Genomic DNA, 12,393 nt, shown 5'->3' on the forward strand with positions numbered 1-12,393 from the left:
ATTCTCCGGTTTCGCTCCGCTAAGCTGTCCTGGTGGTATCGGCCTGGCATAAGAGTCCGGCTTGGAATTCCCTTTTGGCGAAAGGTGCATGCGAGGCTGGCGCATGCGCACGGGAATATCCTTCATTGCGCGAATTACCCAGACAGCTCGTCAGACGGTCGGCTATTAAGGCTTGACACTGGCGGCTTTCATCAGTCGCGCCGCGCCTTCACTCTCGCTCTCCACGAAGCGCACGAACTTGGGCTGCGTCATGCTCATTGGCTCGCCCCCGTGGTTAGCGATCCATTCGCGCAGATGCGGCCCGGCGAGCACGCGCCCGATGTCATTCGCAAGCTGGTCAACCACGCCGGTCGGAGAGCCAGCCGGCACCCATATTCCATACCAGATCGGGAAGTCGAATCCCGCGATGCCCGCCTCCGCGATTGTCGGTACCTCCGGGAGCAAGGTTGAGCGCCGCGCGGTACTCACGCCCAGCGCAACGAGTGTGCCGTCGAGAATGTGCGGTAGGGCAAGAGAGATTGGCACCAAATAGTAAGTGAAGCGCGCCGCTATCGCGCTGGCGATCGTATCGGCGTTCGAATCGTTCGGCGAGGGAGGCACATGCAGCGCCTTGATTCCCGCCGCTTGATTGAATTTCTCGACTCCAACATGTGTGCCGGTGCCTATACCGGTGGATCCAAACTTGAGCTCACCTGGCTTCGCCTTCGCCGCCGCAATGAGCCCGCCGACGGTGGTGACACCAGTCGCCTTACCTGCGACGAGCACGTACGCTTGCCTCGTGAGCGGAATGATCGGAATGAAATCCTTCAACGGGTCATACGGGAGGTCCTTCAAGAGCGCCGCGCCGTATGCCTGAGCGTTGGTGTTTATCAGCAGCGTGTAGCCGTCAGCCGGTGACTTCGCGACCTGGGCAGGGCCCGCAGTGGCTCCCGCACCTGGGATGTTCTCCACTGTCACCGGTTGGCCCCACAGCTCAGAAAGCTTCGGGGCCAGGGCACGGGCTAACAGATCGGGCCCGCCGCCCGCCCCGAACGGGTCAATTATGCGTACCGGCTTGGCCGGATAGTCTCGTGCGGACGCGGCCAGGTTTGTTGCGATTTCCATCGTGTCCTCATGCGCCGTTAGACGTGGGCACCACGCGTTAGATTCCATCCACTAGCTCGTGGCGAGTTCCATGACGGCGACATTGCTCGCATCACTGCGGTCGAGAATGCCGCGCTGACGGCCGCGGCTCAGCACGAGCACGCGATGCGACAGGCCGAGCACTTCCTCGAGGTCGGAACTCACCACCACCACCGCCATGCCGGAACGGGCAAGGTCGGCGATGACATCGTAGATCGCGGCGCGGGCACCAACGTCGATGCCGCGCGTCGGCTCGTCCAGGATAAACACCTTGGGCGGGCGCGACACCCATTTGGCAATGATCACCTTCTGCTGGTTGCCGCCTGAAAGCTTGCTGACCGCCTGGTTCGGCCGGCCTTTGACGCCGAGCCGGCGAATACCGGCCTCGGCGAATTTCTGCACCGCCTTCGGGAACACCCAGCCATTCGGCGCGACATGGTCGAAATTGCCGATCGCCAGATTCTCGCCGATCGTCTGGTCGAGCACCACGCCTTGCGCCTTGCGGTCTTCCGGCACCAGCACGACGCCGGCCTTGATCGCCGCCGCCGGCCCATTGAGATGCACCGGCTTGCCGGCGACGCGCACCGAGCCGGATGAGATCGGGTCGGCGCCGGCGATCGCCCTCACCAGCTCCGTGCGGCCGGCGCCGATCAGCCCGGCAATGCCGAGGATTTCGCCGGCCCGCACTGAAAAGCTGACATTTTGAAAGCTGCGTTCCGGCGAGGACAGGTTCTCGACCTCGAGCAGCGTGTCATTGCGGGGCGCCGACAAAGTCGGGAACATCCGCTCGACGCTGCGGCCGACCATCTGCTCGACGACAGTGCGCACCGGAATATCGGCGCGCTCGTGCCGCGCGACGATGCGCCCGTCGCGCATCACCACCACACGGTCGGCGATTTGGGCGATTTCGTCCAGCCGGTGGCTGATATAGATGAAGGACATGCCTTCCGCCTTGAGCTTGCGGATTTGCTGGAACAGGAGCTCCGTTTCCTCGCCGCCAAGGGCGGCCGTCGGTTCATCGAAGATCAGCAGCTCGGCATTGAGCGTCAGCGCCTTGGCAATCTCGACCTGCTGCTGGGCGGCGATACGCAGCGTGCGCACCTTGCGCTCGGGCGAGACATCGAGCCCGAGGCGCTTCAACTGGGCTGATGCCCGTGCATTCATTGCCGCGCGGTCGATGCGGCCGCCGCGCATCGGCAGGCGCCCGACATAGACGTTTTCGGCGACCGACAGATCCGGCAGCAGCTTCAGCTCCTGGTGGATCATGCCGATGCCGGCGTCGATCGCCGCGGCAGGATTGGCGGGGGAATAAGCGTTCCCCCGCCAGGTGATGGTGCCGGCATCGGGCTTGGTCGACCCGGCGATGATGTTCGAGACGGTGGACTTGCCGGCGCCGTTTTCGCCAAGCAGCGCCACGACCTCGCCCGGCCGCACCTCGAAGCTCGCATCGGCCAGGACCTGCACCGGTCCGTAGCTTTTGCAGAGGCCGCTGACGACGAGACCCAGATTGGGGCTGTGCGTGTGGCGAGGTTCGGTGGACATTGTTGCGCTCGTCGACTGCCGGACTGGTCTAAATCAGGGATGCTTGGCGATGAACTGCTCGACATTGTCCTTGGTGGTCAGCGTCGCATCCTGCAGCTGTTCTGCGGGAATGGTCTCGCCGGCCACCAGCTTGATTGCCGCATCGACGGCAAGCCGGCCCATGCCCTGGGTCTGCTGCGTCGCCGTCACGTCGAAGACGCCGTCCTTCAGCGCCTTGAGCGCCGCCACGTCGCCGTCGAAGCCGGCAACCCAGACCTTGTGGCCGGGATTGGCGACCTTGACCGCCTGCGCCGCACCGAGCGCCAGCGCATCGGCCTGGCCGATGACGATCGACACGTCGGGATGCGACTGCAACAGATCCTGCGTCAGCTTGAAACCTTCGTCCTGGTGCCAGCCTTCGCTCCACAATTCGCCGACGACCTTGATGTCGGGATAGCCCTTCAGCGCTTCGCCGCAGCCCTTCGAGCGATCGACCTCGGGCGTCGTACCCTTCTGGCCGTGGATGATGATCAGCTCGCCCTTGCCGCCGGCCTGCTTGGCGATGTAGTCGCAAACCGCTTTCGCCGATGCCACGCTATTGGTGGCGATGAAGGTGTCGCCGGGCGCGCCGTCGGCGTTGCGGTCGACATTAATGACTGGGATGCTGGCAGCCTTGGCCGTCTTGGTCGGCACGGTGGCGGCGGTGGCGCCGGCCGGAATGTAGATCAGCGCATCGATATTCTGCGTGATCAGATCCTGCACCTGGCTGACCTGGGTCGCCGAATCGCCCTTGGCGTCGACGGTGACGACCTCGATGCCCTTTTCCTTGCCGTAGGCTTCGACGGACTGCTTGATCTGGTTGAAGAAGTCGGCCTGCAGATTGGCGACGGCGAGGCCGAGCTTCTTGGCTTCCTTGGCCGAGGCCATGTCGGACAGGCTAAGCAGCGGGATGATGGCCGCGGCGGCAAGCAGCAATGAACGTTTAGTCAGCATGTTATTCCTCCGTTGATGTTCAATCTGTCCTGCCCGCGCATCGCGGCGCCCCGTGGCCGAACAACTCCCAGTTTCGGATCACCGATCCGTTTTCGCCCGAATATCCGGGTGAATCTCATTGAGCCCAATTCTTCATTGTGCCCCATTTTTCATTGTGCTCTGCGCCGCCAGGTGTCGGTGGCCACCGCCAGCGCGATCACCACGCCGATAACCACTTGCTGGATGAAGGGCGAGACACCGAGCAGGTTCAGCCCGTTGCGCAGCACGCCGATGATGAGGACGCCGATGGCGGTGCCGCCGATCGAACCGACGCCGCCCGACAGGCTGGCGCCGCCGATAACCACCGCCGCGATGGTGTCGAGCTCGTAGCCAAGGCCGGAGCTCGGCTGGACGGAATCGAGCCGGGCGGCAAGCACGATGCCGGCGAGACCGGCCAGCACGGCGCAGATCGTATAGACCCAGTTTGTCAGCGACTTGACCGGTATGCCGGACAGCCGGGCGACTTCGGCGCTGCCGCCGATTGCGTAGAGGCTGCGGCCGGTGGCACGATAATTCAGGAAGATCGCGAAAATGACGGCAAGCACGATCATCAGCCCGACGGTGACCGACAGGAAGCCGAAATGGCGGATGATCGACAGGCTGGTGAACCAGTCGGGAAAGCCGACGATCTGCGAGCCGTCGGTGATCATATTGGCGAGACCGCGCGCCACCGACATCATGGCCAGCGTGGCGATGAAGGGCGGCAGCTTGGTGACCGTCACCAGCAGGCCCGAAACCAGCCCGCAAAGGCCGGCGACGACGAGGGCTGCGGCGATGCCGGCCGGCAGGCCGAGATTGAGATAGTCCGGATGGGCGACGAAGCCCATCACCATGGAAGCCAGCGCCAGCACCGAGCCAACGGACAGGTCGATGCCGCCGATCAGGATGACCAGCGTCATGCCGATCGCCATGATGCCGAGTACGGTAACCTGGTCGAGCACGTTGAGGATGTTGCGGATGGTCAGGAACGTATCGGTGGTCAGCGAGAGCGCCAGGCACAGCAGGACCAGCCCGATCAGCGGGCCCATGGTTCCGGCAAAGACAGCCGAAAACTTTGCGCCCGTCGTGGCCTGCGTACCAGAGCGTGCTTTCAACTCGCTTGCGTCGTTGCTCACAGCCACTTCGTCTCCTCCACAGCAATCCGGCGCTGCATCACCGGGCCACTTTGTTCACCAGGCCCCTCCATGTGAACAATTTATCTTTAACATGCAATTTTGTTCAGCTAAACTGTTCGTCGGAAAATTGTCAAGACCCTGCCGTTTCATTCGACGACGGTTTGCGCTGTCCGCCGGTTTGCCTTACGCAAGGTCTCGGAAATCTTGGGCATTTCGAAGCCGCCGGATTGGAATATCATGAGCAGAGCCGGCGGCTGCGGCAAGGCAAACAGATGACGATCGTAGAGAACGAAAGAGCCTCGCGCTTTCCCGACGCCGAACTCAAGGCCCGCGCCGCCTGGCACTATTATGTCGAGGGTCTTACACAGGAGCGGATTTCCGAAATTCTCGGCGTCGGCCGCATCAAGGTACATCGCATTCTCTCCGCCGCCCGCGAAGAGGGTGTCGTCCAGTTTCGCATCCGCGACAGCGTCGTCGAATGCGTGGTTTTGGAGGAAAGCCTCAAGCAGAGGTTCGGGCTCAGCCAGGCTGTTGTGGTGCCGTCGGCTGCCGACCGAAGCAACGCACCGCTGATGATCGGCCACGCCGCCGCCGCCTATCTGGCCGACCATGTGAATGCCGGCGATGTCATTGCGCTGGGCTGGGGGCGGACGCTGAAATTCGCCATCAATGAGTTGCCAAGGCGGCCTATCGCCAGGACCACGGTGGTTTCGATGCTTGGCGGCCTGACCCATGCACAGCCGCTCAACCCGACAGAAAGCGCCTGGGATTTCGCCGAGAAGATCGGTGCGGAGTGCTTCCTGCTGCCGGTGCCGGTCTATGCCGACCGGCCGGAACAGCGCGACGCGTTCATGAGCCAGCGCAGCGTTCAGGACGTTGTCTTCCGTGCACGCCGGGCAAACATTGCCGTGCTCAGCGTCGGCTCGTTTTCCAACGACAGCCCGATCGCCAATTACGGCTTCATCAAGCCAAGCGAACTCGAGGAACTGCAGGCGGCCGGCGCCGTCGGCGATATTCTGTGTCATTTCATCGACGCCGAGGGCCGCCCGGTCGACCACGAGGTGAACCGCCGCGTCTGTGCCTATCCGCTGCAGGATCTGTCGGATATCCCGAGCATCATCCTGGTGTCGGGAGGGCAGGAAAAGATTGCCATCATGCGGGCAGCACTCGCCAACACCAAGGTATCGGTTCTGATCACCGACGAGGATGCGGCAAAGGGGCTGCTCAACCGCTAGTCGCGTTGAGAGCACTCAGCCGCACGTGGATATCGCGCGTCGCTTGATAGAGATCGCGGTAGATTGCCTTGCGGCCGCGATAGCCGGCAACAAGTCCATCGACCGGGTCGACATGCATGGTGGGAGCGGCAGCCATTGCCTTTGCGGCGGCTTCCGGCGAGGCAAACCAGCCGACCGCGGCGGCCGCCAGCATGGCGGCGCCGAGTGCGGCGGCTTCGTTGACCGGCGAAACCGAGATCGGCCGCTCGAGCACGCTTGCCATGATCTGCATGAGGAGTACGCAATTGGTGCCGCCGCCGGCGGCAATCATCGCCGCCTGTCCGCCGGCTTGGGCTTCCATGGCCTCGGTGGCAACGGCCTGCTCGAAGGCGATGCCTTCCAGGACAGCGCGGAAAAGATGCTCCGGCCGGTGGTCGAGCGACAGGCCGACAATGGCGCCACGCGCGGCACCATCCCAATAGGGGCTCATGACGCCGGCCCAATAGGGCAGGACGAGCAGGCCCTCGCTGCCAGCGGCAACCTCCAGCGCCGCTTTCTCCAGTGCTGCCGCCGACGGCGAACCGGTCGTGCGGACAATCCAGTCGACCAGTTGCATGCCCGAACGCAGCACTGTCTCCAACATGAAACCGGAACCGGTCGGCGAGACCAGCGTGCGAAAGGCGTCCGAGGTTTTCACCTTGCCGGAATAGCAGCCGCTGACCACGCCGGAGCCGAGCGAGAGATAGCTCTTGCCTTCGCCGTAGACGCCCATGCCGAGGCCCATCGCCTGGCCGTCCCCAGCGCCGGCAACGACCGGCGTGCCGGCCCTCAGGCCGGTCAGTTGCGCCGCGGTTGCGGAAAGCCCGCCGCAAATTGCGCCCGGCGCGACCAGGTCGGGCAATTGCTCCATCTGCAGTCCGGCGGCCGCAACGAGGCGGGGATGCCAGGTACCTCTCTCGACGTCGAGGAGCCCGAGCGGATCCGCACTTGCGGTGCTGGTGACCAATCGCCCGGTCAGCCGCTGGACGAAGAAACCGTGCACGTCGACCAGTGCCGCTGCCTGGTGAAGCATCTGAGGCTGGTGTTCGGCAAGCCAGGCGATGGCGTAGAGCGCCGGCGTCGGGTCCGGCGGCTTGCCGCTCCAGTCGCGGATCGCCTCGCGGCCGAGTTCGGCCGAAAGCCTGATAACCTGCGGCCGGGCGCGTTCGTCCAGCCACAGGATCGCCGGAATAAGTGGTTTGCCGGCGCTGTCGACCAGCGTGAAGGTCTCGCGCTGGTGGGCAATGGAGATCGCCGCCACGCGGAAAGCGCCGACCGCCTCAGTGACCTGCTTCAATGCGCCGAGCAGCGCCGTCCACCAATGTTCGGCGTCCTGCTCGAAATGGCTGGGCTTCGGATTTGAAAGCGGATAAGTCTCGCGTGCCTGGAACAGCTCCTCGCCGTCGCGGGTGAAGGCAATCGCCTTCACGGCCGTGGTCGAGGCGTCGATCCCGATTACGATATCGTCCATCAGGCGGAGATCCGGCGGGGTCAAGCCGCGTTGGTAGCGAACCGTCCGTCCGACTGATCGAGACGACGGCGGATCTGGGTTATCACCATCGAATCGTCGGGTACACAATTTTCATAGGTCAGGAAATCGCCGATCTTGAGCGGCTTGACCACCTTGGCCCGTTCGGCAAGGCCGAGCGGCAGCGCGCCCCGGGCGCGTGCATCTTCCCATGTCATGGCGAACCCGCGATAGTCGTTCTCGCCGATCATGCCGAGCGACTGGCCGACGCCAAGATCGCTCTTGGCAACCGCCACCGCCTCGGCGACCGGACGGTCGAGCGGCTCCATGTCGGCCCGTTTGTAGACGACGGCGCGCGCCGCCGACAGCGGCACTTCCAGGCTGGTCAGATGATAGGGCCGGAAGATCGTGAAATAGGGGCCTTTGCCGACCTTGAGGTCGATCATGCGCTCCAGCACGCGCGGATGCTGGGTCTCGATGATGCAGAACACGCCGGGCGCCACGCCCTTGCCGATCGAATAATCGACCACGCCCTTGCGATGCAGCACGCCGCCATCCTCGCGCGGGCAGAGCACGCTGGCGAGCTCCTCCAGCGTTGCGGTTGGGCCGTGCATGCCCGGCACGTCGGGCACCAGGCCGGTGGCATTGGCGATCGCCACCATTTCGATGGCCGTCTTCGAGCCGTCGACGAATTCGACCAGCATGCGCGTATTCATGTTGCGCTCGGCCGCTTCTTTCTCGTAATCGGCCGGCATGGCGTCGATCTTCAGCGGATTGTTCTTGCCCTTGCCGGCGGCGATGATGTTGAAGCCGAGGCTTTTGGCAAAGCCGATGATCTCCAGCGTGCAGGCCGGCTCGTCGCCGGCGGCACCGGTATAGACGACGCCGGCCTTGCGTGCCTCGTCCTTGAGGAAGCGGCCGATCGTGATGTCGGCCTCGACATTGAGCATGACGATGTGCTTGCCGTTCTTCATCACTTCCAGCGCGAACAGCGTGCCGATATTGGGATTGCCCGTCGCGTCGATGATGACGTCGATCCGGCCAGCCGCCGCCAGCGCGTGCAAATCTTCGGTCACCGCAATCTTGCCGGCCTCGATGGCGCGGTCGATCGCCGCCGCATTGCCGGCCTGGACGATGTCGGAACGGTCGTGGCCAGCGAGCAGCGCCGCGTCGATCGCTGCCTGCGGCCTGACCTCGGAAATAGCGCCGATCCGCATGCCCGGCATCAGTGCCACCTGGACGACGATGTCGGTGCCCATCTGACCGGCGCCGGCAAGCCCGATGGTGATCGGCCCCTGCTGTTCAGCGCGCTGCAGAAGTTCCGCTGCAAATTGCGGATGGGACATGTCGCTTCCTCCAGTTCTTGACGCGCCGCAGCGTCCAAATCAACGTTTTGAACATTCCTATTTCCAAATGAAAAATATTTCAACCTGCAATTGGGACATTCCCGTCTGGAATGGCCGATCGCTTGGGGTCAGCTGCCGGTCAGGGCACGACCTCTGCAGGTAGCCGGACGGCGCCGACCGATGCGGGTTGCTCGACGTTGCCTTGAGGTGGCGCGGTCTCTACCTCAGCTGCCGATCTCGAAGAAGGGCGCGCCGAGCAGGTCGGGAACGACATCGATGCCAAGTCCCGGCCCGTCCGGAATGCCCATGCGGCTGCCCCAGACCGGCGGCATATTGGATGCGGTGCGCACCGTCACCCATTCGTGGAAGGCGATGGCGTGCAGCCGGCGCTCCTCGGGCGTCGACAGCGACAGATGCGCCATGGCCGATGTGTCGATCTCGGCGCCGCCAGTGTCCTCGACGGTGATCATGAAGCCGAGATCGACGGCGAGGTCGCGGATTTGGCGCGTTTTGGTCACTCCTCCGAGCCGCGAGATCTTCAGCGTCAGCCCGTCGGCAGCGCCCTTGCGGTGGATGTCGAGCATGTCGTCCAGCGAGGCGACGGATTCGTCGAGCACCATCGGTTTGTCAAGCGAGCGGCGCACCGACATGCATTCGTCGATCGTCGTGCAGGGCTGTTCGAACGTGTAGTCGATGGTGCGCGTCGCATCCACGAACTGGCGTGCCTGGTAAGGCGTCCAGCCGGCATTGGCGTCGCAGAAGATGACGGTGCCCTTCGGCACCGCGGCGGCGACGGCTGTGACGCGTTCGATGTCGTCATGGACGTTGCCGCCGACCTTGACCTGCAGTCGATGAAAGCCGTCTTTGACGATGCGCTTGGCAAGTGCAGCCATCGCGTCGACCGTGCCATGGGTGACGACCTTGTAGAGTTCGGCCGTCTCGCTCTCGCGTCCGCCAAGCAACGTAACCAGCGGCACGTCGGCGGCGCGCGCCGCGAGATCCGAGCATGCCATGTCGAGCGCCGACTTGACGTAGGGATGGCCCTTGAACACCGTATCCATGAGCCTGTTGATCCCGGCAAGCCCGCGTGGGTCATGGCCCATGAGATGCGGCGCGATCTCGACGACGCCGGCGCGCGTGCCGGCGGCGAACGCCGGCGAGTAAAAATTGCCGAGCGGCGCCATCTCGCCCCAGCCGGTGAGCCCGCTATCTGCGGTGACGGCGACGATCACAGCGTCGAACGCATCGGCGACGCGCCCCTTCGACATCCGGTAAGGTCCGTCCACAAAGGGCTGCACGACATGGTAGGCTTTGATGGTTTTGATCTGCACGTCTTCTGTCCGTTGTCTGTGTTCCGGGATGACCGCCAAACTTGTCGGGCTCAGCCGCCTTTGGGCCGATTGCGCGTTAGGCCGGCACGATCCGCGCCGGCGCCCTTTGAGCCACGCTCTTCCAACTCGCGCGCATAGGCGAGCAGTTCCTCGAAATCCAAATCGATATGCTCCTTGGCGTGGCGCTGTGCAGCGCGCATGTCGCTGCCCTTGAGCAACTGCACATAGCTTTCGTGAGCGTCTTCGGCAGGCACCGGCTCGTTGCGCGCCCTCTGGTGCAGCGCAAAATACATCTGCAGCCGGCTGGCCAGCCGCTGCCAGGTTTCCAGCAACACCGAATTGTCGGCCCATTCGTGGATCAGGCCATGCAGTTGCAGCGCCGTTTCGATCTGTCGCGTCGTGTCCAGCTCGCGCGTCGCCTGCTTCACCGCCGCATGCCGCCGGTCTATCTCGTCGAAGAAGCGCTGGTCGCGAAGCGGCCAGGTCCGCTCGATGGCGAATTCGTCCAGCACCTTGTTGAGCGAATAGGCATCGTCGATGTCCTTGGCGGTCACCTCGATGACGAAGGTTCCGGCGTAGGGGATGCTGGTCAGGATGCCTTCCTGCACCAGTTCGCGCATCGCCTCGCGCAGCGGCGCACGGCTCACCCGCATCTGCTCGGAAATCCTAAGTTCGTTGAGCTTCTGCCCCGGTTCCAGCTGGCCGGTCAGGATCGCGCGCCGGAGCAGCGCCACGATCTCGGCCCGGCGTGTCGTATCCGCGATCGGACTGAAATCCAGCGTTGCCATCCGGCTGCTCCAGGAGACCAAAAGCAACACAGCAGATTGTCGACAATCTAACAAGAGGTAATTGCGGGTACAGGTTCTCCGCTGGCCAGCTGCTTGCGGCAGACGGGTACGTCACGGCGCGCTCTACTTGCGCCTTCATGGCTCCTGCCAAGGTCGAGTGTGCCGATGAGGCCGATCTTGCCGACCCTGCTCAGCAAAAACGGCGCCCTCGGCGTGGGAGCCGAAGGCGCCGCGGGACCGGACCTGATGGGGGTTATCAGGTGGCCGGTTTCTGGGGTAGCGGCGAGACCGGCATTCCCGGACCGATCTTCTGCAGATTGCCGGTGATCACCTGGTCGCCTTCGGCTACGCCGCTCAAGATGGCCACCTGATCGCCATTGGTCGGTCCGAGCGAAACGATGCGCTGGTCGACGGTGTTGTCCTTGCCGACGACATAGAGGTATTTGCCGAGCTGGCCTGAGCCGAGTGCCGTCTGCGGCACCATCAGCGCATCGGGCTGCTCTTTGACGTGCAGCCGGACGCGGACATACTGCCCGGGCAGCAGCGTGAATTTGCCGTTGCCGACCGTCGCCCGTGCCGTGATCGTGCCGGTCGAGCGATCGATTGTGTTGTCCATGAAGGTAAGATCGCCCTTCTGGCGCGGTTCGGTTTCACCGGGAAGCAGGACGTCGACACTGATCGGTCCCGCAGCCCGAGCTTCCTCGATCTGGGTCAGGTCCGTTTCGCTCGGATTGAAGGTGACGTAGATCGGATCGAGCTGCACCAGCGAGTTGAGCACCGTGCCGGCAACGCTGACCAGCGTTCCGACGGAAGCCTGGCTGCGTCCGATGCGTCCCGCGAATGGAGCACGGATTTCGGTATAGCTCAAATTGAGCTCGGCGGTCCGCAAGGCGGCCTGGTTCACGGCGAGCGAGGCCTGAGCCTCGCGCAAGGTGCTGGTGCGCTGGTCGAACACGTCCTTGGCGAGATAGCCGCTCTTGGCGAGCTCGCTGCCGCGCCCGAGATTGGAGCGCGCATAGTCGAGTGTTGCCGTGTCGCGCTGGATAAGCGCCTTCGCCTGCTCCAGGGCAGCCTGGAAATCCTCCGGGGCGATCTTGTAGAGAAGGTCGCCCTTTGCAACGTCGCCGCCGTCGGTGGCGACCTGCTCCTGCAGATAGCCCGGCACGCGCGCCTGCAGCGTAATGCTGCGGATCGGCTCTACCCGGGCGGCGTAGTCGAGATAGATCGGGATCGTCTTCTTGACGACGCTCACCACCGGCACCGGCATGACAAAGGCTTCCGGCTTGGGTGTCGCCGCCCCGGCCGTGCCGGCGTTGAGGCTGAGACTGCCCATGTCGAGCAAGTGAACGCTCGCTATCGAAATCGCCCCAAGGGCGACGGCCGTTCCCAGCGCGATTTTCCATTTACGCATGATCGA

At 63.9% G+C, this 12,393-nt stretch carries 10 protein-coding genes; 1 reads left to right on the forward strand and 9 read right to left on the reverse strand.

What is annotated here, in order from left to right; genetic code table 11:
• Positions 1 to 165 precede the first annotated feature (165 nt).
• From NKH63_RS11910 to NKH63_RS11925, 4 genes are all read right to left on the reverse strand, one after another.
• On the reverse strand, positions 166 to 1,104 hold the full coding sequence (locus tag NKH63_RS11910) for a Bug family tripartite tricarboxylate transporter substrate binding protein (RefSeq protein WP_352917897.1): 939 nt from the start codon (positions 1,102 to 1,104) through the stop codon (positions 166 to 168).
• Positions 1,105 to 1,155: 51 nt separating this feature from the next.
• Complete coding sequence (locus NKH63_RS11915) at positions 1,156 to 2,664, reverse strand: sugar ABC transporter ATP-binding protein (RefSeq protein WP_023716792.1); 1,509 nt, start codon at positions 2,662 to 2,664, stop codon at positions 1,156 to 1,158.
• Positions 2,665 to 2,697: 33 nt separating this feature from the next.
• Complete coding sequence (locus NKH63_RS11920; RefSeq protein WP_352484098.1) at positions 2,698 to 3,636, reverse strand: sugar ABC transporter substrate-binding protein; 939 nt, start codon at positions 3,634 to 3,636, stop codon at positions 2,698 to 2,700.
• Positions 3,637 to 3,785: 149 nt separating this feature from the next.
• The gene (locus NKH63_RS11925) at positions 3,786 to 4,769 is read right to left on the reverse strand and encodes an ABC transporter permease (protein WP_502896325.1); all 984 of its coding nucleotides are present in this window, start codon (positions 4,767 to 4,769) and stop codon (positions 3,786 to 3,788) included.
• Between the two features lie 293 nt (positions 4,770 to 5,062).
• Between NKH63_RS11925 and NKH63_RS11930 the strand changes: the two genes are divergently transcribed.
• Positions 5,063 to 6,025: a sugar-binding transcriptional regulator gene (locus tag NKH63_RS11930; RefSeq protein WP_031193335.1), complete on the forward strand. Its 963-nt coding sequence runs from the start codon at positions 5,063 to 5,065 to the stop codon at positions 6,023 to 6,025.
• Here the strand turns inward: NKH63_RS11930 and NKH63_RS11935 are convergent.
• The 5 genes from NKH63_RS11935 to NKH63_RS11955 all read right to left on the reverse strand — a co-directional run bounded on the left by NKH63_RS11935 (position 6,015) and on the right by NKH63_RS11955 (position 12,387).
• A complete protein-coding gene (locus NKH63_RS11935) occupies positions 6,015 to 7,514 on the reverse strand; it encodes a xylulokinase (protein WP_352548716.1) in 1,500 nt (499 codons plus the stop codon). The two genes, NKH63_RS11930 and NKH63_RS11935, sit on opposite strands and share 11 nt — an antisense overlap.
• Positions 7,515 to 7,534: 20 nt before the next feature.
• Entirely contained in the window at positions 7,535 to 8,857 is a 1,323-nt protein-coding gene (locus NKH63_RS11940; protein WP_352917899.1) for an NAD(P)H-dependent oxidoreductase, read from the reverse strand.
• Between the two features lie 224 nt (positions 8,858 to 9,081).
• Complete coding sequence (locus NKH63_RS11945) at positions 9,082 to 10,188, reverse strand: mandelate racemase/muconate lactonizing enzyme family protein (protein WP_352548714.1); 1,107 nt, start codon at positions 10,186 to 10,188, stop codon at positions 9,082 to 9,084.
• 50 nt (positions 10,189 to 10,238) lie between these two features.
• The gene (locus NKH63_RS11950; protein ID WP_352548712.1) at positions 10,239 to 10,976 is read right to left on the reverse strand and encodes a GntR family transcriptional regulator; all 738 of its coding nucleotides are present in this window, start codon (positions 10,974 to 10,976) and stop codon (positions 10,239 to 10,241) included.
• A gap of 256 nt (positions 10,977 to 11,232) precedes the next feature.
• Positions 11,233 to 12,387 carry an efflux RND transporter periplasmic adaptor subunit gene (locus tag NKH63_RS11955; protein WP_023716800.1) on the reverse strand — a complete coding sequence of 385 codons (1,155 nt, stop codon included), beginning with the start codon at positions 12,385 to 12,387 and terminating at the stop codon, positions 11,233 to 11,235.
• Between the last annotated feature and the right edge of the window lie 6 nt (positions 12,388 to 12,393).

This window comes from Mesorhizobium sp. M0960, from assembly GCF_040319055.1.
Classification (GTDB): Bacteria; Pseudomonadota; Alphaproteobacteria; order Rhizobiales; family Rhizobiaceae; genus Mesorhizobium.

Coding starts and splice junctions, on each gene's coding strand:
- NKH63_RS11910 (WP_352917897.1), bottom strand. CDS start 1,104: ATGGAAATCGCAACAAACCTGGCCGCGTCCGCACGAGACTATCCGGCC.
- NKH63_RS11915 (WP_023716792.1), bottom strand. CDS start 2,664: ATGTCCACCGAACCTCGCCACACGCACAGCCCCAATCTGGGTCTCGTC.
- NKH63_RS11920 (WP_352484098.1), bottom strand. CDS start 3,636: ATGCTGACTAAACGTTCATTGCTGCTTGCCGCCGCGGCCATCATCCCG.
- NKH63_RS11930 (WP_031193335.1), top strand. CDS start 5,063: ATGACGATCGTAGAGAACGAAAGAGCCTCGCGCTTTCCCGACGCCGAA.
- NKH63_RS11935 (WP_352548716.1), bottom strand. CDS start 7,514: ATGGACGATATCGTAATCGGGATCGACGCCTCGACCACGGCCGTGAAG.
- NKH63_RS11940 (WP_352917899.1), bottom strand. CDS start 8,857: ATGTCCCATCCGCAATTTGCAGCGGAACTTCTGCAGCGCGCTGAACAG.
- NKH63_RS11950 (WP_352548712.1), bottom strand. CDS start 10,976: ATGGCAACGCTGGATTTCAGTCCGATCGCGGATACGACACGCCGGGCC.
- NKH63_RS11955 (WP_023716800.1), bottom strand. CDS start 12,387: ATGCGTAAATGGAAAATCGCGCTGGGAACGGCCGTCGCCCTTGGGGCG.